Source organism: Streptosporangium sp. H13245 (assembly GCF_055690525.1).
This window is the reverse complement of record NZ_JBSZKT010000022.1, coordinates 21,747-42,832: the sequence shown is the minus strand read 5'-3', so window position 1 is coordinate 42,832 and position 21,086 is coordinate 21,747. Positions and strand designations below refer to the sequence as shown.

General features: G+C 69.3%; 18 protein-coding genes and 2 pseudogenes. 11 read left to right on the top strand and 9 right to left on the bottom strand.

Annotated elements, in window-relative coordinates; translation table 11 throughout:
* Window positions 1–11 precede the first annotated feature (11 nt).
* The 4 genes from ACW9TB_RS25935 (at window position 12) to ACW9TB_RS25920 (ending at window position 5,165) form a co-directional block, all read left to right on the top strand.
* The gene (locus ACW9TB_RS25935; RefSeq protein WP_472750662.1) at window positions 12–587 is read left to right on the top strand and encodes a helix-turn-helix domain-containing protein; all 576 of its coding nucleotides are present in this window, start codon (window positions 12–14) and stop codon (window positions 585–587) included.
* 334 nt (window positions 588–921) lie between these two features.
* Window positions 922–3,030, top strand: coding sequence for a hypothetical protein (locus tag ACW9TB_RS25930; RefSeq protein WP_472750661.1), 2,109 nt, complete (start codon window positions 922–924; stop codon window positions 3,028–3,030).
* A gap of 161 nt (window positions 3,031–3,191) precedes the next feature.
* Entirely contained in the window at window positions 3,192–4,259 is a 1,068-nt protein-coding gene (locus ACW9TB_RS25925) for a hypothetical protein (RefSeq protein WP_472750660.1), read from the top strand.
* Between the two features lie 75 nt (window positions 4,260–4,334).
* A complete protein-coding gene (locus ACW9TB_RS25920) occupies window positions 4,335–5,165 on the top strand; it encodes a TIGR02452 family protein (protein ID WP_472750659.1) in 831 nt (276 codons plus the stop codon).
* Window positions 5,166–5,220: 55 nt separating this feature from the next.
* On the opposite strand, the gene ACW9TB_RS25915 is transcribed toward ACW9TB_RS25920, so the two are convergent.
* Window positions 5,221–5,862 (bottom strand): NAD(P)-dependent oxidoreductase, encoded by a 642-nt coding sequence (locus ACW9TB_RS25915; RefSeq protein ID WP_472750658.1) that lies wholly within the window; start codon window positions 5,860–5,862, stop codon window positions 5,221–5,223.
* A 99-nt stretch (window positions 5,863–5,961) separates the two neighbouring features.
* Here ACW9TB_RS25915 and ACW9TB_RS25910 point away from each other — a divergent pair, with 99 nt between their 5' ends.
* On the top strand, window positions 5,962–6,594 hold the full coding sequence (locus tag ACW9TB_RS25910) for a TetR/AcrR family transcriptional regulator (RefSeq protein ID WP_472750657.1): 633 nt from the start codon (window positions 5,962–5,964) through the stop codon (window positions 6,592–6,594).
* Window positions 6,595–6,762: 168 nt separating this feature from the next.
* Here the strand turns inward: ACW9TB_RS25910 and ACW9TB_RS25905 are convergent, their stop codons facing one another.
* Genes ACW9TB_RS25905 through ACW9TB_RS25895 form a run of 3 tightly spaced genes read right to left on the bottom strand, consistent with a single transcriptional unit; the run spans window position 6,763 to window position 9,074 of the window.
* Complete coding sequence (locus ACW9TB_RS25905; protein ID WP_472750656.1) at window positions 6,763–7,437, bottom strand: alpha/beta hydrolase; 675 nt, start codon at window positions 7,435–7,437, stop codon at window positions 6,763–6,765.
* Complete coding sequence (locus tag ACW9TB_RS25900) at window positions 7,434–7,949, bottom strand: pyridoxamine 5'-phosphate oxidase family protein (protein WP_472750655.1); 516 nt, start codon at window positions 7,947–7,949, stop codon at window positions 7,434–7,436. The genes ACW9TB_RS25905 and ACW9TB_RS25900 overlap by 4 nt, the downstream gene beginning before the upstream one ends.
* A gap of 12 nt (window positions 7,950–7,961) precedes the next feature.
* Window positions 7,962–9,074, bottom strand: a complete 1,113-nt coding sequence (locus ACW9TB_RS25895) for a sigma-70 family RNA polymerase sigma factor (protein ID WP_472750654.1) — start codon at window positions 9,072–9,074, stop codon at window positions 7,962–7,964.
* Window positions 9,075–9,324: 250 nt separating this feature from the next.
* Between ACW9TB_RS25895 and ACW9TB_RS25890 the strand changes: the two genes are divergently transcribed.
* Together ACW9TB_RS25890 and ACW9TB_RS25885 are read left to right on the top strand one after the other, a co-directional pair.
* Complete coding sequence (locus ACW9TB_RS25890; RefSeq protein WP_472750653.1) at window positions 9,325–9,519, top strand: hypothetical protein; 195 nt, start codon at window positions 9,325–9,327, stop codon at window positions 9,517–9,519.
* Between the two features lie 501 nt (window positions 9,520–10,020).
* On the top strand, window positions 10,021–10,281 hold the full coding sequence (locus tag ACW9TB_RS25885; protein WP_472750652.1) for a hypothetical protein: 261 nt from the start codon (window positions 10,021–10,023) through the stop codon (window positions 10,279–10,281).
* A 607-nt stretch (window positions 10,282–10,888) separates the two neighbouring features.
* Here the strand turns inward: ACW9TB_RS25885 and ACW9TB_RS25880 are convergent.
* The 3 genes and pseudogenes from ACW9TB_RS25880 to ACW9TB_RS25870 all read right to left on the bottom strand — a co-directional run.
* Entirely contained in the window at window positions 10,889–11,416 is a 528-nt protein-coding gene (locus ACW9TB_RS25880) for a hypothetical protein (RefSeq protein WP_472750651.1), read from the bottom strand.
* Between the two features lie 356 nt (window positions 11,417–11,772).
* Window positions 11,773–11,922, bottom strand: a pseudogene (locus ACW9TB_RS25875) (IS701 family transposase); the annotation flags it as partial.
* A gap of 99 nt (window positions 11,923–12,021) precedes the next feature.
* Window positions 12,022–13,080: pseudogene (locus tag ACW9TB_RS25870) on the bottom strand (IS701 family transposase); the annotation flags it as partial.
* A gap of 516 nt (window positions 13,081–13,596) precedes the next feature.
* Between ACW9TB_RS25870 and ACW9TB_RS25865 the strand changes: the two are divergent.
* Together ACW9TB_RS25865 and ACW9TB_RS25860 are read left to right on the top strand one after the other, a co-directional pair.
* Entirely contained in the window at window positions 13,597–13,770 is a 174-nt protein-coding gene (locus tag ACW9TB_RS25865) for a hypothetical protein (protein ID WP_472750650.1), read from the top strand.
* Complete coding sequence (locus ACW9TB_RS25860) at window positions 13,767–14,216, top strand: tyrosine-type recombinase/integrase (protein WP_472750649.1); 450 nt, start codon at window positions 13,767–13,769, stop codon at window positions 14,214–14,216. Before ACW9TB_RS25865 ends, ACW9TB_RS25860 begins: the two co-directional genes overlap by 4 nt.
* Window positions 14,217–14,535: 319 nt before the next feature.
* On the opposite strand, the gene ACW9TB_RS25855 is transcribed toward ACW9TB_RS25860, so the two are convergent.
* Window positions 14,536–15,423, bottom strand: coding sequence for a hypothetical protein (locus ACW9TB_RS25855; RefSeq protein WP_472750648.1), 888 nt, complete (start codon window positions 15,421–15,423; stop codon window positions 14,536–14,538).
* A 404-nt stretch (window positions 15,424–15,827) separates the two neighbouring features.
* Between ACW9TB_RS25855 and ACW9TB_RS25850 the strand changes: the two genes are divergently transcribed.
* Complete coding sequence (locus tag ACW9TB_RS25850; RefSeq protein WP_472750647.1) at window positions 15,828–17,810, top strand: tetratricopeptide repeat protein; 1,983 nt, start codon at window positions 15,828–15,830, stop codon at window positions 17,808–17,810.
* Between the two features lie 89 nt (window positions 17,811–17,899).
* Here ACW9TB_RS25850 and ACW9TB_RS25845 read toward each other — a convergent pair whose 3' ends face one another.
* Window positions 17,900–18,373, bottom strand: coding sequence for an HAD domain-containing protein (locus ACW9TB_RS25845; protein WP_472750646.1), 474 nt, complete (start codon window positions 18,371–18,373; stop codon window positions 17,900–17,902).
* Between the two features lie 760 nt (window positions 18,374–19,133).
* On the opposite strand from ACW9TB_RS25845, the gene ACW9TB_RS25840 reads away from it, so the two are divergent.
* Complete coding sequence (locus tag ACW9TB_RS25840) at window positions 19,134–20,822, top strand: lamin tail domain-containing protein (RefSeq protein WP_472750645.1); 1,689 nt, start codon at window positions 19,134–19,136, stop codon at window positions 20,820–20,822.
* The last annotated feature ends 264 nt before the right edge of the window (window positions 20,823–21,086 follow it).

Here is a 21,086-nt window from a genome sequence, read left to right as displayed (position 1 = left end):
AGAATGTTCCGATGTTGTCGAGCAATAGTGGGTTCCCGGACTACGACCTCCTCACGGAACGCATGACGGTGACCGCGCCCCACGAGCTCCGTGCCATCGCCGAGCCGCTGCGCGGCACGATCCTCGACCTCCTCCTCGAACGGGCGGCGACGGTCAGCGAGCTCGCCGAGGCCGTCGGCCGCCCGAAGAGCACGGTCGCCCACCACGTCAAGGTGCTCGTCGACGCGGGGATGCTGCGGGTGGTGCGGACGCGCCGGGTGCGCGCGATGGAGGAGCGCTTCTACGGGCGCACCGCGCGCAACTACCAGGTCGGCCGGGTACGCGCGGAGGACGTGACGCCACCCCCCTGGCCCAACGAGCTCGCCGACGCCGCCGAGGAGTCCGCACCGGCCTACCTGGCCGACCGGATGCGCGCCCTGCGCCGGCACGTGCACATCTCCGACGAGCGGGCCGGGGAGTTCTGGGAACGGGTCATCGCGCTCATGGACGACTTCAGCCAGCTGCCCCGCGACGGGGACGATCCCTACGTGTTCGTCGTCAGCCTCTACCCGGCCGACCGCCCGACACTGCCCCCCGCCAAACCGTAGTCTCCTCGCATCCCTCGTCCAGCTCGACTGTTCCGCCGAGAATGTCACCGGGGTCGGTTACCGTCGGCGCGGTTGACCGGGTTTCCGCGGCCGATGGAAGGACACCGTTCTGGAGAAGACGACTCGGGGAAAGACGGAGGGCACGCTGCTCGTCCACGCGGTCGGCGGCGGCGACCTGGGATTCGCCGGGGTCCGCGTCGCCGGTCCGGCGTACGAGGGCACGCGGCGTCCGGGCGGGACGGCTCCCGACTTCGAGGGCGACCCCGGGGCGACGGGCAGGGACCGCCGGCCGCTGCGCAAGATCTTCGAGGGCCTGGCGGCGGCACGTCTTCCGGTGTCCCTGGTCGTCCTGCTGGGCACGACGAACACTCCCGGCGCCCCCGGGGGAGGGGCGTTCGCCGACCACGCCGACGCCATGCGGAGGCTGCTCACCTCCGAGACGGGCCTGTGCGGCGCGCGCTTCGAGCCGGGCGCGGTCTCGGTGGTCCGGCTCGAAGGCCCCGCGCTGCGGGACACCTCGGACGCCCTGGGCCGGTGGCTGGCGGGGCGCCGTCCCGACGACATCCTGATCAGCTGCGGTTCGGGCGCGTTCGCGCTCGGCGCGGGCGCCCTGTGCGCGGCCCTGGAGACGCGCCGGCCCACCCGGATCGTCCACCTCGACACCCCGCACCGGCCGTACGCACTGGACCGGCCGCACGACCTGGACGCCCACCTGGCGGCCTGGCTGCTCCGCTACCGCTTCTGGGACGGCCTCGCCGAGGTGGACCCGGCCAACCGGGTGCTCTGGGAGCTGCTCGCCGCCCGGCAGGCCGGAAACCTGGGGGCCGCCGCGCGGCTGCGGGCGGGTTCCCGGACGTCCGGGGTCCCCGGCCTCACCCCGGGGAAGATCACCAAGTTCACCGAGAAGTGGCCCACCGTGCAGGCCGCCCTGTTCGAGCGGATCGGACGGGGAGAGGCCGCCGACTACGGCCTGCTGCGCGCCTGGTTCACCGAGCAGCTTCGCAGGTCGTTCACGCGCGACCAGGAGCGGAAGGTCCTGACGGCGCGCACCGAACGCGAGGTCGGGGAGCTCGTCGCCGCGCTCGGCGACCGGGCGGGGGGAGACGGCGGGCTGTCCGCGCGGATTCGCGCCGCAGCCCGTACGGTCGAGGCGGGCGGTGACGCCGCCTGCGTCCAGATGATCAGGGACGACGCGCTGACCGGCCTCTACACCGCGGCCTCCACCCACCGGGCGCACCTGATGCCGGAGCGGCTGGAGCCGGGGCCGCTGCCGCCGACCCTGCTGCGGGCCGCCGACCGCTGGGAGAAGGACGACCCCGGCTTCCAGCTCGTCGCGGGCACCGGCAGGACCGGATGGCCGGTCCTGGGCAGCGGTGACGTCCTGGGGCTGCTGGCCGTCGGACTGGACCGGGAGGGCAGGGACGCCGAGGACCGGGCGGCCGTGGAGGCGGTCCTGGCGGTCCTGAGGGAGCGGCGCGAGTCGCTGCTTCGCCGGGGGACCCTGCGGCTCCGGCTGCTGGCCAGCGCCGAGACGCGGGAGCGGGCGCACCGGCTCGCCCGGTGGGCGGCCGAGACCTCCGGCGAGCGGGTCGACGCGCGGGTGGTCGACGGCGTCTCGGGTGACCTGCGCGCGATCCACGAGATCGTCGTCGGCGCGCTGCGGGCCGAGGCGGCACCGACCGGCCGTACGGGATCGGGCAGTTCGCGTGACGTCGACGAGGTCGTGATCGTGCTCAACCCCGGCCCGCCGATGACGAACTACGGCATGATCGCGGCCGGGGTGGAGTGGTCGCTGACCGCCGCGTGCCCGCTCTGGGTGACCGAACTGGCCCGGGGGCAGGGTGTCGCGCCCGAGGTGCGTCCCGGCTGGCCGGTGGCGGCGCGGCTCGGTGCCGACCGGGTGCTGGCGGGGCTGGCGACGAGCGCCGTCGGGCGCCTGGACCTGCGGACGGCCCGGCGGCTCATCGAGCGCGGGTCCGGCCCGCTGCGCGAAACGCTCCCCGGCCTGGTGAGGCTTGAGGAGGATCTCTTCGGCCCGTTGCCGGACTCCTGTCCCGGCGGGGAGCGCCGCGCCGCCGCCGGACGGCGCCTGCTGCTGGTCGCCGAGGTGTGCGGGGAGCATCGGGCCCTGGCCGCCTACCTCGCGGTGGAGGCGATCCGGCCGGTGTTGTTCACCTGGACGGTCTGGAAGGAGCTGCGGGCGGAGAACCCCGCGTTGAACGCCCTCGCCAGGCTGGCCAACGCCGCCCTGCAGGGACACGCTCTCGACCATCGGGTCCGCGGGGAACGCCGGGGGGCCGGTGGCGAACGCGGCGATGTGCGGGAGCTGCTCAGGAGCGCCGCGCGTGAGCTTGACGGAACACGCGGAGGCGACGGCGAGCTGGTCGACCACTACAGATCGGTCATGAACCAGCTCAATCAGGCGTATCGCGAAAGCGGTTGACGCTGATCATGCCTCCTGTCAATCTGGTTCCGTTCAACGGCTGCCGCCCGCGAGCTTGAGCGATTCGTGTCGCTCCTTCTGAGGGCCTCGGATGCCGAGGCCGATGTCGAGACCGTCCGCTGTGGACGCGTTCTCCTGTCATGCCTTGGAAGGACGCCGTAATGAACCTCGCCGCCGTCGCCGCAGCACCCGAGCCGCTCGCCTTCCTCGCCTACTTCTCGCTGGTCTCCCCGGCGATGCGGGACGTCGCGCGCGGGCCGTTACGCAGGGCCCGCCACGGCGGCAGGCCGTGCGGCGGGGCCGACGGGACGCGCTGGTGCGACGACTGCGAGCGGACGATCGACGACCACCTCCTCGGCGGCTACACCAGGCTGCGCGGAGCCCTGGCGGGGACACCTCCCCGGACGAGGGCGGGGGAGGCGGTACGCGAGATGGACGCGGTCGTCCGCTGGGTGACCTCGCCGCAGGCGGCCGTCGACCGGATCGACCTCATGGCGCGTCTGATCCGGAGGCGGCCCGGCGACGGGGAGCCCGCCGGGGTTCGCGCGGCTCGCGCCCAGCTCGTCCACCACCCCCTGCGGAACATCGAGGCCCGCACGTGCCGTGAGGACGCGGTAGGGCGCGGCGCCTCCGCGCAACCGCTCCGCGACCTCGGGAAGTCCGACTGGGCGCGGCCACTCCGCGACGACGGCACGTCCTTCGCGCTGCTGACCGACGCCGTCACCCGGCTGCGGAACGGGGCCCGCGACCCCTACGACATCCCCGCCGGTCTGCTCGACCGCCACCGCCTCGACCCGCTCGCCGCGCGGCGCTCGCTCCGCGCCGCCCTGGACCGCCTCCGCGTGCTCCGGCCGGGCTTCTTCATGGCCAACGTGACCGTCCTTGTGGAACAGGGCGAGTTCTTTCCCGAGCTCTTTCCCCGGCTGGACCACAACCCCGAGGACCTGCTCATCCTCGGCGAGGAGAAGGAGCTCGCCCGCCGCACCCTGTCCACGCTGATCGCCGCCGAACGTTCGGCGGGCCGGGGCGTCTGCCACCGGGGGGTGCTGGCCGGGATCTGCGCGGACGTCCCGGCGGGCGGTGCCGAGTTGGTGGCCCGCGCTGTCCGCGACCTCGGAATCGGCCCCCTGGCCGCCGACAGGTTCGTACGGAGGCTCGTCTCGCTCGTCTCCCGCGCGGGCAGGGACTGGGTCGCCCACCGGTTGCCGGCAGCGGAGAACCCCCGATAGGGCGGCCGATGCATCCCTGTCTTTCTCGTATTGAGTATTTCTCAGCATGAGGATAACTTGTGCCCGGGAGGAAAGATGAAGCAAGCACGCCGGGCGCTCGCCGCGCAGACCGTGGAGATTTTGGAACGCGGCTGGTACGACCACCCTGCGGAGGGGCGGGTGTCCATCGAGGAAGAGCTCGCGGGGGCCGTCGCGGGCACGCGGTCGTGGGGGCACGACGAGCCGGTCGGCCCGCTCGCCGCGTCTCCGGCCGTCGCGACCTCGGTGGAGGTCGTCAACGAGACCTCCCTGTCGGCCGCCCGCCGCATGACCGGGGCCGCCGGGGCCGTGGGCTGCCTGAACTTCGCCTCGGCGAAGAATCCCGGGGGCGGTTTCCTGAGGGGGACCCAGGCGCAGGAGGAGAGCCTGGCGTACGCGTCGGGGCTCTACCGCTGCCTGGTCGAGGTGCCCGACTTCTATGCCTTCCACCGGAAGCGGCATGATCCGCTCTACAGCGATCGCGCGATCTTCTCGCCAGCGGTCCCGGTGTTCAGGGACGACCGGGGTGACCTGCTCGCCCGCCCGTACCCCGTCTCGTTCCTGACCGTGGCCGCGCCGAACGCGGGTGCCATGGACCAGAGCGACAGGCGGCGCGCCCGCCTGCCGAAGGTGTTGTTCGAGCGCTCGGGAAGGATCCTGAGCCTCTTCGCCGCTGTGGGGCTGCGCGAGCTCGTGCTGGGCGCGTGGGGGTGCGGGGTGTTCCGCAACTCGCCCGCGCTCGTGGCGGCCTGCTTCGCCACGCACCTCGGCCCTTCGGGGGCCTTCGGCGGGCGCTTCGAACGGGTGGTCTTCGCCGTGCTCGACGACGCCCCCGGAACACCCACCCACGGCGCTTTCGTACGGGCGCTCACCGACGAGCCCGGATAGGCACCGGGTCCGGCGCCGTGGACGCCGGACCCGGTTGGGCGCGAGAAAGGGGCGGTCAGTATGCGACGCCGACCGGCTGCCGTACCGTCGCGGGGTCGTCCAGCACGCCGAGGATCGCGTGGGCCAGGTCGGCGCGGGCGATCGTGCGTCCGCGAGGGACGTTGCCGCCGACGACCAGCCGGTACTTCCCGGTGAGGGGCTTGTCCAGCAGGCGGGGCGGCCGTATGACCGTCCACTCGGCGTCGCTGTCGCGGATGATTTTCTCCATCTTCCCCAGGTCGGCGTAGACGTCACGCAGGATCCTCCCCACCAGCGGGGTCATGATCCTGCGGTCGAGGAAGGGGTCGCCCTCCGGCGACGGGCCGACCGGGGTCGCGCTCACCGCGACGAACCGGCGCACCCCGCAGAGCTCCATGGCCGCCAGGACACTCCGCGTCGCCGGCGCGGCGACACCGTCGCGGGCGAGCTTCCTGCTGCGCGGGCCGATGCCCGAGATCACGGCGTCCCGCCCCTCGATCGCGGGGCGCAGCGACTCCGGGTCGGCCAGGTCGGCCGTGACCACCCGCACGCCGGTGAGGCCCTCCGGCAGCCGCGCGGCGTCGCGCACCACCGCCGTCACCTCGTGCCCCGCCTCCAGCGCCTGCCGCACGACCTCCTGCCCCGTGCCGCCCGTCGCTCCGCAGACGGTCAGCTTCATGGCGTCTCTCCCACCCGTACGTTGGTGAATGCTTACTAACTACTATAGTGAGTGTTCACCCACCATCCGTCAATCCACGCAATCCGAGGAGCGCCCAGCATGAAGCCGACGCGGGTCCGGATCCTGGACGCCGCCGACCAGCTGATGCGGACCATCGGCCTGGCCCACACCACCACCAAGGAGATCGCCCGCGCGGCGGGATGCTCGGAGGCCGCGCTCTACAAGCACTTCGAGAGCAAGGCGGAGCTGTTCGTGTTCGTCCTCAAGGAGCGGATGCCCCGGTTCGCGCCGCTCCTGGCCGAGCTGGAGACCGGGGGGCCGAGGGACGAGGACGACGTCGAGGAGACGCTGGCCGAGATCGCGAGGCAGGCCGTGGCGTTCTACACGTCGAGCTTCCCGATCGGCGCCTCCCTGTTCTCCGACCCGGTGCTGCTGCGGCGGCACGGTGAGGAACTGGACAAGCTCGACCTGGGCCCGCACAAGCCGCTCGACGCGCTGGCCGCCTACCTGCACAGGCAACGCGACGCCGGGCGCGTCCGCGCCGACGCCGACCTCGCCGCGGCGGCGGCCCTGTTCCTCGGGGCGTGCTTCCAGCGCGCCTTCCTGAGCTCCTTCGCCGAGGGGCGCCCGCCGTCGGGCTCGGCCGCCCAGCCGGTCGACGCGTTCGCCACCGCCCTGGCCAGGACCCTCCTGGAGGGCGTCCGGGCCCCCGGACCACCCGCCCGGCCGTGACCGTCACCGGCCTACCCGCCCGGCCGTGACGGCCCCCGGGCCACCCGTCCGGCCGTGACCGCCACCGGCCCGGGTACGTGACGACCGGCGGCCGGTCGTCACGTACCCGGGGTGCCCGGTGCCCGGTGCCCGGTGCGCGGTGCGCGGTGGCCCGACCGGGCGCCGGGCTCACGTCAGGCGGTACGCCGCCAGCCGGTCGGCGAGTTCCCCGGGGCGGCTGAGAGCGACGTTGTGGCCCCCGCCGATCTCCTCAGGAACCACGCCCAGGCGTTCCTTGACGAGGCGGCGTACGAACCCGGCGGGAAGATAGCGGTCGTCACGGCACAGGAGGAACACCGTCGGCACGGGCGGCCAGGCGGGAAGCGGCCACGGGTCGGCGAAGGGGGTGGACGACTGGTCGCGGCCCCTCCTGACCGCCTCCGCCGCGAGGCCGGGCGGGACGTCGTGGAAGAACAGGGCGGTGTCGTCGTCCGGTGCCCGGCCGTCGCGCTCGTCCTGCTCCCGCCTCGCCCGTTCCCAGCCGGTGTTGGCCCACCAGTCGCCCGGCGGCTCGCCCGGTGCCGGGACCATGGCCGTCACCAGCACGAGGAGCTCGACCGGCAGCCGCGCGCACACCAGCGGCGCGGTGAAGCCGCCGAAGGAGTGGGCGACCACGACGAGGCCGGTACGGTCCCCGACGGCGTCGGCCACCGCGTCGGCGTACTCGGACAGCCCGGCCGAGTCGTCGTCGCAGGGCAGGTCGGGCGTGATCACGTCATGGCCGCGCGCACGCAGCTCGGCGGCCGTCAGATGCCAGTACCACGAGTCGGACGCGGCACCGTGTACCAGCACGTAGGTGGTCACGACCGGCCCCGGCGCTCGAAGTCCGCCACGCTCGCGCCGCCGGGCAGCCGGGTCTGGAAGTCGAGGACCCCCACCCAGGCGGGGCGGACGGCGATGCGGGCCATCCTCGTACCGGGGTGGTCCACCGCCGCCACGTTGGCGGCGCCCTGCTCCGCCCCGGCGTAGCGGTGCTGGGCCAGCGCGTACTCCGGCACGATCCCCTCGACGTCGGTGACCGACGCCCGGCCGCGGACGAGGAGCACCCGCGGTGGTGTCGAGGCGGCGTCGATGGTGATGGCGACGTCGGGCCTGGCCCGCAGGGCGGCTATCTTGGCCGCCCCCGCGAACGTGGACATGACGACGTCGGTGCCCGTCCAGTGGAACAGCATCGGGAACACCCGCGGGGTGCCGTCCGCCGCCACGTACGCCAGCCGTGCCAGCTCCGTCGAGGCGAGCAGGCGCCGCGCCACGTCACTGTCCAGCAGGCGTACGTCGCCCTGCGGCAGCGTCATCGCGTCTTCGTCGATCGTCATCGTGTGTGCTCCTCATCGGTGGTCGACCGCGCTTGCCGAGGTCGACCACCGTTGAGACGGGTGCGGTTCCCAAAAGGGGTCACTGTCCGGGGGCAGCGCCGGGGGCAGCCCGAACGCGGCCAGCAGGTGCGGTTCGAAGATGGCGATCTCGGCGATCTCGCCGTCCGCGATCCTCAGCACGTTGAGCACCTGGGCCCGGTAGGCGGGCTCGCCCGGCAGCCGGATGTAACCGGCCACCGCCGGCTGCCGGTTCGCCCGCGTCGGGATGCTCCGCCACCGCCCCCCGTACAGCGGGGAATCGGGGCCGAAGGCGTGCGCGGCGAAGGCCTCGACCGCGTCGCGACCGAAGAGCCAGAACGGAAGCGGAGGCATCGTCATCCGCACGTCCTCGCTCAGCAGCTCCACCAGGGCGGCGGGGTCGGTCCTGTCGTGGGCGTCCATGAAGCGTCGCAGCAGCTCCCGTTCCTGAACGGTCGGAGCCGTCGACGGGGCCCATTCGAGACGTCGTTCGGGAAGGTGGGTCCTCAGGGTCGATCGTGCGCGTTTCAGGGCGCTCTTCACCGAGTCGACACTGACCTCCAGCTGCTCGGCGGTCTCCCTGGCGGACCAGCCGAGCACGTCGCGCAGGATCAGCGCGGCCCGCTGCCTGGGCGGCAGGTGCTGTATGGCGGCGAGGAACGCCAGCTCGATGGTCTCCTTGCCCACCACGGCCGCGTCCGGCTCCATGCCGTCGGCCGCGATCGGCTCCAGCAGCCGGTCCGGGTAGGGCTGCAGCCACTGGACGTCCGCCGGTGGCGAGCCCGGCTGGGGCCACTGTTCCGGTCCTACGTCACGAGGTCGCGGGCGGCGGGGATACCGGTCGAGGAAGTCCAGGCACGTGTTCGTCGCGATCCGGTAGAGCCACGTGCGGACACTGGAACGGCCCTGGAAGGTCCCGCGCCCGCGCCACGCCCGCAGGAAGGTCTCCTGCACCAGGTCCTCGGACTCCTCGAAGGAGCCGAGCATCCGGTAGCAGTGCACCCGCAGCTCCCGCCGGTGACGTTCGACGAGCCCGGTGAACGCCCGGTCGTCGCCCGCGAGGACGGCCGCGACCAGCGCGCTCTCCTCGGCCCCCGCCTCGTTCATGATCCGCCCCACCGCATGTACGACACGCTAGCCCCACCCGGCGACCGGCGGGTACGACATCGTCGCGGGCCCGCGAAACGCCTGTCCAGCGATTACCGTGTGTCCTGTGCGAACGCGGGGGCTCCGACGTCCCCGGCCTGGGTTTCCCTTTCGGTCCTGACATGTCGTACGCGAAGTCGGAGGTGATCACGGTGCGCCCGGTCCCATGACAGCCCCAGCCCGGGGCGTCACGGAGCCGAAAGGTGACCGTATGAGCAAGACCGACAAGACCCGGCCCTGGTGGGTGCGGATGGCCGACGCGCCGATGGTGACCTGCCTGCCCGTGCACGACCATCGCTTCGGGTCGTGCACGCTGCCGGACGAGATCACCGCCGACAACGCGTCCCTGAGCCACCGTACGGGCGGCTGTCACTGGGGGGACTTGAACCGTTCGCCCATCTCCTGAGCGGCACCGACGCTCCGTGGCTGGACCTCTCATGCCCGGAATGAGCGCCCAAAAAGCTGACGCCCGGACTCAGCTCGACAAAATCGGATCTGACAGCGCGACACACGCTCATGCCGGGGAACCTCAGCAACCGCTGGTTCAGGACCTTCAGCAGGCGATTTCCGATGCGCCGGGGGCAGGGGCAGCACGGCGGGCGAGGTTCGGCGGCTGTACCACCGAAACCCGGCCCGTGACTCAGCAACCCGATCAGTTCAGGGGTGAGGCCGTGCGCCGCCCTTCGACACCACCGATAGCCGGGGCGCTGTTGGTCGAAACGGTCCCGGCGGAGCGCACCCAGCGAGATCGGGCTGGGGACCGGATCATCCTGGGCTGTGCGGTGGCTGTCCTGCTGGCGGTCGCCGGCGCGGCCGCCTACGTCTCGTACCACCACTTCTACGGTCTGGCGATCGCTCTGGGTGAGCGGCACGCCAGCCCGTTGAGATTCTCGTTGAGGTGGAACGCGTGGTGCCGCTGCTGCCCACCGACCGGTACGAGGCGGCGCGGCTGACCTGTATCGAGAGCCTCAGTGAGGGCAATCAGCGGGTCGGCCGACGCCCGCTGATGAGCCGGTGGGAACTGGAACAGCGTGAGGCCGAGGAGATCATCGCCGAGGTGGAGAAGGAGCGGGCTCACGCCATCGTCGAGGTGGCCGATTCGGAGAGTGTCGTGCCGCCGCCGGGAGGCCTCCGTTCGACCGGCACGAGCGAGGCCTGTGGCGCTTAGTAAAGGACATCGGTAACGGGGTGGTCGGGTCGTCCTCCAATCGCCCAATTCGATCATCGGGCGGTCTCCCCATCTTGAAACGATCAAGGTTCTGGGTCGCGATAAGAAATTTATCGCGACCCAGGATTGACGCCAAGATCAGTTTGTGTTCCGCGGAGCATGGGCGCGTGCAGCTGAACTCCGCTTGCGACTAGAGGATTCGTGCGCCCGAAGCAACGGCAATCATTCGTGTGGATACGTCACCGACAGGCTGGAGATTCTCCGCCTTAATGGAGGAGGTGACTCCAGGTAGCAGTTCAGCTTGGGGCAAAAGCGATCTGGTGTGTGAGGTGATGGGGCGCCAGGGATTCGAATCCTGAACCTACGGATTAAAAGCCGCAAGGTCTTGTGTTTGTCCGTACTCGAGCCTGCTCAATTATATCACTCGGGCCATAAATGCCGGTTTTAAGATGTCCAAGAATGAACATATTTCAACCTCAACTACCTGGTCAGAGTTCTGTCCTGAGCAAAGGGCCTGGCCATGGAGCCTTCGATCGGCAGTCCGACGACCACCTTTCTAGAATCGGCCGACCATCGAACCTCTGTCGACGGTCCGGGTGAAAACTGTTCAGTAGTAACACTGGAGTTGCATGTGGTCGAAGCGGATGTAGGTTTTGACGCCGTTGTTGTTGCCGTAGATGACCTGCAGGTAGATTTCCCCGTAGGATTGTAAGTTGAGTCCGGTTATGTAGACCTGCCTGTAGCCGCCTCCGGCGACCCACGGATAGGTTTCCGCGATGACGCGCCACCCGTTCGGGTCCCAGATCTGCAGGCCGACCTGCGCGCCGGAGGCCAGGACGTTGAACCAGACGGCCGCCGAGCAGTTGAAGCGGGGGCTCATACTGGCGAGGGGTTTGCGGATCCGGTTGGCGGCCCAGCCGTTGCCCACGTAGAGCCAGCCGTCGTTTAGTCCCGAATAGGCCACCCCTCCGTTGATGTCGTAACCGGCGACGCCGTCTCCTTGGCCGCCTCCCTCCCATGTGGTCCAGGGGGTCGGTCCTTCGAGGCTGTCGACCCAGTCGATGAGTCCTGCCTGGGCCGGGGAGGCGGTGCCCGCCACCGTCCCGGTCGAGGCGACCACGATGGCGATCAGCAAGGTCAGCGCCCGGCGTAATCGCGTTCTACGGATTAGTGTGTTCAAGATTCCTCCGGAAAGGGCGTTGGGAAGCCCGGGACAAATCGAGTATGGACGCGCCCACGACCGCCGTCTATTTAAGGTCGGGCGAACCAGGACTCGGGGCGCCCGAAACCTGGTGCCGCCTGGATGAATCCTCGTATCCAGCGGAATGCGGCGGCGCGCGCTTTACCGGGGCACGCCCGGGGCCGGCCACCGAAATATGCCCATTCCATCAGCCTTTTTCATCCCCGTGCGAGGGCTGGCTGGTCACAGCATGATCGCGGGTCGGGCGTCTGGCCGCAGACGTGGTGAAGCCCCTAGTATTCCAGCCGCACTTAATGATCTCTGGTGCGTTGTCGCTGGTAGTGGGATCGACGAGCGCGCTCTTGGTGACGTAACCGCCACATGGACCAGTGCATGATGTGGTGCTCGTTGATGGGCGGCCGGGTCAATGACGCGAACAGGCGGCGGATTTCGTTGGTGGAGATCGTGGTCGCTGGACCTGCGGGATTCATGTCGTTGCCGAAGGGAGACCTCTGGCGCTCTCTTCGGTCGGACGGGTCCGGTTCGTCACTGAATGCGGCTCGGGTAACGGCGAGGAAAGCCAGAGCGAGCATGTCCGGCGTCATATACCGATACCAGGCCGGATAGAGCCGGACCTGGTAGTGATCAAAAGCGGCCTCGTTCTTGCCGGTCTGGAAGCACTCCTCGATCGTCCAGCGGATGCCAGCCACCGCCACCAGACGGTGCAGCGGCGCAGGATTCACGGTGTGACACAGGTAGAAGGCCAGCTCTGATGGCCTGCCGATCGAGCGGCGAATCAGCAGCCGGTGTGATGGGCTGGCGGTGGCGACCAGTGCCCCGTCATAGCGCCGCATCCCTTTGGCGCCGTTGCCGCACGACAACCGCTGCCAGGCGGCCTTGCCGAGCCGTTTGGCGATGACGTCCGCGCGGACCTTGCCCGCGCCGATGGTGATTTGATGGTCGCACGCCACTGCCGGCACGTACCCGAGCTGCTGATTTTCCAGGAACCGGCGCAACGGTCCGTTGTCGCCGTAGGCCTCATCGGCCGTCACCCAGCCGAACGGCACCCCCGCGGTGATCGCACGGCTGATCATCGCCTGCAGTAGCTGGGGCTTGGTGGCGAACTCCTCCTGTTCGGGAATCTTCGCTGTGCTGCGGCGCCGCGCATCAGCGATCCATGAGGCACGAGGAAGGTAGAGCTCCCGGTCCACCAGCGCGTGCCCGCGGGAGGTGGCATAGCCGAGAAACACCCCGATCTGACAGTTGGTGATCTTCCCGGCGGTACCGGTGTACTACCGCTGCACCCCGGCCAAGCAGGTGCCCTTCTTCTCGAAGCCAGTGTCGTCGCCGACCAGCACTCCGTCGGCTGCGCCCAAGTGGTCGATTACGTAGTCGCGGACATCGTCACGCGTCCCATCGGCGTCCCATTTGGCGCTGCTCAGCAGTCGTCGCATGCCGTCCGGGGTAGCCTCCCCGGCGTACTCGGCCAGTGACCAACCGTTCTTACGTTCCAGCCCGGACAGTAGTCCCTCGATGCAGGCGCGGGCGCGCAGGCGTACTTCTCGCCGTTTGAATCGGCCTGCGACATGAGCAAAGGCATCATCCAGGCCAGAGCGCAAACGAGCGGGGTCAGTGTGTTCTACCCTGGCCAATGCGGCCACCGCATGATCTTCAGATCCATCACACCTGAATGATCACAGCGGTGGCCGTTCCCTCGTCTTGCGCGTACGTACGTACATGAGCGCACACCTCAGCCAAGATCCCGATGTGCGGCTGGAGTACTAGGAAGGCTCTGTTCTCCTATCATCCCGTCATCCTGGGGGTTTTCTCCCGAACGTGACCCCAGCCCCAAAGTAGCTCTGGGTAAACCCTGTGACGGCGTTGACCGCTGCGGCAAGCGCGAGAATGGCGAGCACCTGTGCCGTCTCGGGGGGGCGTTCAGGACTGACAGCGCGCTGCTCTGGTGGCGACTGTGCTTGAGCTGGGGTCGCGCCCGTGGCATCTCCTCTGTTCGGGGGATCGTCGAGAGGTTGCCCCTTGAAGTCTTTCGGCAACCGGGCTGCCTCCTCGACGTGCCGGTCAGCCTGGCTGCTAGGCACCGTGCTTGGATCACTCCAGGTCTTCCCAATAAACCGGTGGATGACCAGCCGAGGACACGAAATCTGGCCTACCGGGAATGGTTGCTCGCCCGGGCGGCCGAGCACGCGGACGTGTTCGTCGACCTGGTCGGCGCCGAAGCCGCCGTCACCGCCTGGCGCCGCCGCCTGCTCGCCGCAGGCACGTCGCGGGCGCGTCGCCGGCGACGGTGAACCAGGCACTGGCCGCCGTTACGTTGTTATATGAACACGGGCCCGCGCTGCGGCTGGCGGTCAAACGCGCCCGGGTCACCAAGCCCGGCGCCCCCGACGCGTTGTCGCGGGCACAGGAGAACGCGGTGCGCCGCGCCGCCGACCGTCGCGGTCCCCGCGACGCCGCCCTCATCGCCGTCCTGCTGGGGGCCGGAGCCCGCGCCGAGGAAGCCCAGCGTCTCCGCGTCGCCGATGTCCCCATCACCGCGCGCAGCGGCACCGCCCGCCTGCACGGCAAGGGGGATGAAGTCCGCACCGTTCCGCTGCCGGTCCCGGCCCGCGAACGCCTGACCGCCTGGCTGAAGGTGCGCGCCGAGCTGCTGACCGCACGGCCCACCCTGGCCGAGGTGGCCGGTGAAGGACTGTGGGCCGGCCAACGCGGACGGCTGACGGTCGACGGCGCGTAGAAGCCGGCGATGTCCTCACCGTGAAGATCGCTGAAGTCGACATCGCCCGTCGCCGGATCGCTCTCACGCTCGGCGCGCCTGCCGCCGAACCTGAACTTGTCAGGTAGTGCTGTGCGCTACCGGCCATCAAGCTCTGAAGATCACATCCGGGCCGAGAGGCAACCCCGGAAAGCTCTCCCGGGTAACAAGGGGTCGCTCAGGGGTGCGTCCACCGCCGGTGCCGTCGGCGAGGATCGATATTCGCGGCCGGAACGCGAGGTCACGAGTCGTGGACGATGGGCCCGCCGCGTCCGGATACTTGAACGAACGGAGCGGGAATTCAGTTGCCCGGGGGTTGTTCGATCACTGCGTGGGGTGGGGTCTGTGGCGTGGTGGAGTAGTCGACGTCGTCTTCGTCGATGACCTGGTCGGCGGGTGGGGCCATCACCGTGACGCTGGTTCCCCAGTCGGTGTAGCGGGTGTCGCTTGCGTAGTCGTCGATCAGGTCGGCGAACGCGTCGCGGGTCACCAGGCGGGTCACCAGCCCTTTGTTGTCCGTCCAGAGCCGCCAGGTGATTTTCCCCGGCTTGTCCTTGCCGTCCAGCCCGAAGGAGGTCGTCTCACTGTAGGAGCGAGAAGCGGTGCGGAGTTGGGCCAGGGTGATCGTGCCCCGGTACTGGGTACCGCCCTGATCAGGCAAACGGTGAGTCGAAGCGCGCAGCAAGAGCGCCAAGGTGGCCGGTTCGAACACGTTGATCTCCTGATCACCGAAGACGGTGCCCCATTTCTGTAAGGGTCTGTCGAAGCTGGCGCGCACCCACGATTTGCCGGCGGGAAGGTGAGCGTCGGCTGGGGTGACGTCGCAGTGGTAGTGCTTCCCATCGACGTTGATCATGTGTTGTACGTAGACGGGGATGTCCTTATCAACAGGCTGACTGCTGCTGGCGCGCCGTACGACGTCGGCGGCGACGACGCCGGAGGGGCCGAACTGCAGCGTGCCCTTGCGGCGTATGGTCCTCGCATCCCTTTTCCAGTCGAGACGGACGGTCTCGGTGAGCCGCACGCCGCGCCCGGTGCGGAATTGCTGTTTGAGCGCGTTCACCGGATCGACCGCGGCCAAGGAGACGGTGGCCGCCTGGGCGGGTGCGGTCGTGGGGGAGGCGGGCAGGGCCACGACGGCGGTCGCGGCGCCGGTGAGCCCGACGAGTCCGGCGATGAAACGCTTCACGTGAATGCTCCCGGAAATGCCCTCACCCCGTGTGAAGGAATGAGGGCATTCTCGCAGAGCAAGATCGCGGAAGGTGTTGATATTGGTGGAGATATGTCGCGTTGATTGAGGATGTTTCGTGCAGAAACCGCATGACGGCCAGCGGTGCGAGTAGCGGTACCCCCGAACCGTTGACCGTCTCCCATCACCGGCATCTGGCCGACTGCGGATAGGTGTCCGCCCAGGTACGCGTGACGTTGCAGGCCGACTTGACGTCGGGCGGCAGAGCAGGGGGCCACCACATCGCCTCGGTTCAACCTGGCGGCCGAGGCGTGTGTGGTAACGGATATGCGTCATCGTGGTGGGTTGTCGTCCTGGGGCGACAGGGTTGGGGCGTGATGACTTCTTTGTCCCTGGCGGATGCGGTGGAACTGGTGCTGTCCACGGTCGGTGCCCCGACCGGACCCGATCGTGTTCAGGCTGAGGAGCAGGCCGGGCGGTTGGCTGCGGAGCTGGAAGGATCACCGTCGGCGCTTCGGCTGGCTGGTGCCTATATCGCCACCACCCCTGGTGTGAACCTGGCCGGCTACCTGCGCCTGCTGCGCGCCACTTCTGGGGGCGTCCCGGGCGCGGGCGGGGCGATGGCCCGGGTGTGGGCGCTGACGTGCCCTCAGATCGAGCAGGCCGACCCCCTGGCGATTCGCGTGCTGGGCGTGCTGGCTTGTTATGCGGCTGAGGACCTGCCGCGCGCGGTGCTGAACGGGCTCCAGGGCGCCGAAGACAGCGCACAGGACAGCGCCCGGGACGGGGGCCTGGACGGCGCGCTGGATCTGCTGGTCTCCTACGGCGTGATCGACCGGGCGCCGGATGGTCTGCTGGTGAGGATGCACCGCCAGGTCCAAGCCGTCATCGTGGCAGGACTGACCGAGGACGAGCGCGCCGCCTGCGAGGCCACCGCGGTCGCCTTGGTGCAGGCGGCGCTCCCTTCTGATTCCGGGCAGCCTTCCTCCTGGCCGGCTTATGCGAGCCTGCTCGCGCACGCCCGCACGGTCTTGGCTCTTGACTCTGGTGCCATGGGTTCCGTCATCGAGTACCTGCATGACAAGGGGGAGTACCGCACTGCGCTGTCCCTGCAACAGCGGCGCCACGCCGTCATGTACGACACCCTGGGGCCCGAACACGCCGACACCTTGGCCGCTTGCGCCGATCTCGCCACCTTGGCCGGGGCGATGGGGAACATCGCCGAGGCCCGGCATCGGTTGGCGGAGCTGGAACCGGTAACCGAACGGCTGCTGGGGCCGGAGCATCCCACCACACTGGATGTGCGCACCAACCTCGCTGGCTTGGTCGGATCGGTGGGGAACGCCGCCGAGGCCCAAGAGCGGTTCACCGCGCTGGTACCGGTGCTGGAGCGGGCCTTGGGCCCTGAGTATTCGGTCACCCTAAATGCCCGCGCCAACCTCGCCTTCTGGGCGGGGGAGGCAGGAACTCCGGCCGCTGAGATCCGGGACCGGTTCGCGGTGCTGATACCGCTAGGGGAGCGAGCGTTGGGCGCCGAGCACCTCATCACCTTGAACGCCCGCGTCAACCTCGCCCGCTGGAGCGGAGAAAGCGGCGACCCAGCCGGCGCCCGAGACCGGTTCGCGGCACTGGTGCCGGTACTGGAGCGGGCCTTGGGCTGTGAGCACCCCTTCACCCTGAACGCCCGCGTCGGCCTTGCCCGCTGGAGTGGGGAAAGCGGCGACCCAGCCGGCGCCCGGGACCGGTACACGGCATTGCTTCCCCTGGTCGAACAAGTACGGGGCCCTGAGCACCCCGCCACCCTGGAGATCCGCAGCGCTCTCGCCGACTGGGTAGGAGAGGCGGGGGACGCGGCTGGCGCCCGGGATCGATCGGCGGCACTGATACCGATACTCGAGCAGGTCGTGGGCCTTGAACATCCCATCACCTTGGCCGCTCGTTTCAGCCTGGCCCGCTGGACGGGAGAGGCGGGAGACGCGGCCGGCGCCCGGTACCAGTTCACGATGTTGATACCGGTGTTCAAGCGAGTGCTGGGACCTGAGCACCTGGCCACGCTGACCGGTCGCTTCCACCTGGCTATGTGGATGAGCGGAGCGGGGGATACGGCCGGCGGGATGGACCAGCTGGCGGCGCTGATGCCGACGATCGAACGCGTCCTAGGCTCTGAACACCCCACCACGCTGCTTGCCCGTTTCTTCTTCGCCTCCCTGACAGGTCAGATGGGAAACACCGTCGATGCTCGAGACCAGTTGGCGGTGCTGGGGCCGGTGATGGAGCGACTGCTGGGACCTGACCATCCCACCACGCTGGCCGTTCGCGCCGACCATGCCCAGTGGGCGAAGCACGCCAGACGTTCAGTGTGGAGGCGATGGCTGCGAAGACGGTGAACGGCCAATGGGCCACGAGGTGCTCCCCGCACACAACCGGCCCCGCGACGATCGGCGACCGACGCTTTCCCCTTCAGCGGCCCCCGGTCCTAGGAGATGAACGCCTCGATGGCGTCCAGATGGTCGGGCTGCAGCCCGCGGCGTGGTGAGGGCGCGATCAGCAGCGCCTGGCCGGTGTGGGTCAGCTCATCGTGCACGACTCCGCCGGTGGGCACTTCGACGTCATCGGTCCAGATGAGCCGCCGGCCGCGAGCGAGGACGTGGCGGGCGGCGGCGAGTTTCGCCGCCGTCGCGGCGGCGCCGGTGAGGTGATCGGACCAGGCGCGCTCCAGCCGGGGCAGGGCGAACAGTCGCTCCACCTCCTCGGCCTCAGGGCACCAGGTTGAGCACCAGCAGATCTCGACGCTGCCCGCGTGGTGCAGCGCGCGGATGCGGTCGATGAGAGCCGGGGCCCAGCGCATCCGATACTCCTCACCGGCGGAAGAGGCATAGCCGGTGCGAGGGGCGGCGCCCCAGCCGGGCCGCGAGACGTTGATCACCCCGTCGACGTCCAGTAACCACACCGGCCGGCTCATCACCCTCACAACCCCTCGCGCTGGTGGTCGCAGAAGGAGACGGTCACCGCGTTCACGATCCATCTCCTGCAGGGGTACGACACGAGGGAGCGCTGCGGGGACATGTCGGGGATGACGGTCGTAGCCGCGACCTGACTGAGGATAGGGCGTTAACCCTTCACCAGGCGGGTGTTGCCTCTCAACACAGTGGCTCAGGTGTATGCGGTCACCGCGGCGTGCCGACCGGTCAGCGCAGCCAGCTCACGGTAGACCTCCAGAATGCACAAAACGTGCACACGGGGTGATGAGGGCAGCACACCAACCGGTGGTGGAGATCGAGGCGGTGCATAGAACTCAGCCGTTTGTCGGACCGACGCGTTACGGGTCTCTGATGGAGTCAGGACGCGCACGCTCTTCATCGTTGCCACCGCGTCACCGCGGCCAGCGCCTGGTTCACCGTCGCCGGTCATCAGCCCAACGGAAACACCCACTTCCAATCGTCAAAAATCTGATGACCATGCTCTTGATGATGGATGGGTGGTGCATGAGCGAAGAGTCGACGCCCCGGAGCAGCTGGGTCGCCATCAGCGCGATCCTCGCCCGGGCGCCAGTCTCCAGGGTCGGCGCTCGCGCAGTTCGCACAAGTGTCTCTTCGAATTCGGCAGTCGTTCTCGGGCGCCTATGGACCGGGGACGGACACTCGATCCGGGCCTGCTCTCCGGGAGGAAGGCGGGACCCCGTCCAGCACGCCTACTCGAAGGGTTGCCTGTTGATCAAGACCAGTCTCCGCGCGTTCATGGGGGCGATCGTCGTCTTCGTGGCGTTGCCGATCAGCTTCGCCCCGGCGGCGCACGCCGCCACCGTGCCGTCGCAAGGGTCCGCCACTCAGCTCGACGTTGGCAACTGGAATGTCGAGTGGTTCGGCGACACGGGCTCCGGCCCGACCAACGAGGCGCTGCAGCAGGCCAACGTTCGCGACGTCATGGCCGGTGCCGACATGGATGTCTGGGGCCTGTCCGAGGTCGTCAGCACGTCCGCGTTCACCACCCTTGTCTCTGGTATGCCCGGCTTCACCGGTGTCCTGGCCAACAACCCGGTCGTGACGAACGGGCCGCAGTACTACTCCGACTTCAGCAACGCCGAGCAGAAGGTCGCGCTCGTCTGGCGCAGCAGCATGGCCAGCCTGGTGAGCGCGAAGGTCATCCTGACGAGCCAGAACAGCAACTTCGCCGGTCGCCCGCCGGTCGAGTTCACGCTGCGCGGCACCTTCGACGGCGCGACCCGTGACCTCGTCTTCATCGTCTTGCACGCGAAGGCCGGCTCCACCCAGGGCGATTGGAACCTGCGCAACCCCGCGTCCCAGGCCCTCAAGTCCTACCTCGACTCGACGTACCCGACGCAGGACGTCTTCGTGATCGGCGACTGGAACGACGACGTCGACACGTCCATCACGACCGGGAACGCGTCGCCGTACGCCAACTTCGTGAACAACACGGCGCGTTACGGCTTCCCGACGCGGGCGCTGTCCTTGGCCGGAGTCGCCTCGACCACAGGCTACCCGGACTTCATCGACCACCAGCTCAACACCAACGAGGTCAACGCGAAGTACGTCGCGGGCTCGGCGACCGCGTTCCAGCCCCAGGCCTACGTTCCGAACTACGCGACCACGACCAGCGATCACTACCCGGTGCTGGCCCGGTACAACTTCACCCTCGGCGGCGGAGGCGGCACCAACCAGCCGCCCACGGCCGCGTTCACGCGCTCCTGCACCAACCTCACGTGCACCTTCACCGACGCCAGCACCGACGCTGACGGCACGATCGCGGGCCGCAGCTGGACCTTCGGCGACGGCCAGACCTCGACAGCGACGAACCCCTCGGTCACCTACGCCGCGGCGGGCACCTACCCGGTGAGCCTTACCGTGACCGACAACGACGGCGCCACGCACACGACGACCCAGAACGTCACGGTCACCGCGGGCGGCGGCACTCCGGCCAACGTCATCATCAACGAGGTCCTCGCCAACGAGCCGGGGAGCGGCACCGCCGGCGAGGCCGTCGAGATCGTGAACATCGGTGGCACCGCAATCTCCATCGCGGGCTGGACGGTCCGAGACGGCACGGCCCTACGACACACCTTCGCGGCCGGCACGACGCTGCAGCCAGGCAAGGCGATCACCGTGTTCGGGGGAGCCTCCAGCATCCCCGGAGGCATCGTGGCCGTGGCGGCGAGCACCGGTGACCTCAACCTGGCCAACAGCGGTGACCAGGTGACCCTCCGGAATGCGGCCGGTGCGACGGTCCAGTCGATGACCTACACCTCAAGCCAGGCGAGCTCTGATGGCGTCTCGATCAACCGGAGCCCTGACGGCTCGGCGACCGGCACGTGGGTCAAGCACAACACGATCAGCTCGCTGACGCGGTCGCCTGGCCAGCGCGCCAACGGAACGGTGTACTGAGTCAGCACCAAGACTCACCGCCCTGGAGATCGTGGCGCCGCACAGCGCCACGATCTCCCGGATCCGGCCCCGCTCCGGCCCGGAGACCGGTCGCTCATCTGGGCTGTGCACGACCCGATTGAGGGTTGGGCGCGGCTCGTACGGCTGGTCGGGGCAGTAGGTCACCACGGCGAACTGGTGCTGGCCGGGCGCTTCGACGGGCCACAGCAGCAGGCCATCGACGATCCTGATGAGGAGAACCTGCCCTGCTGGTCAACAATGGCG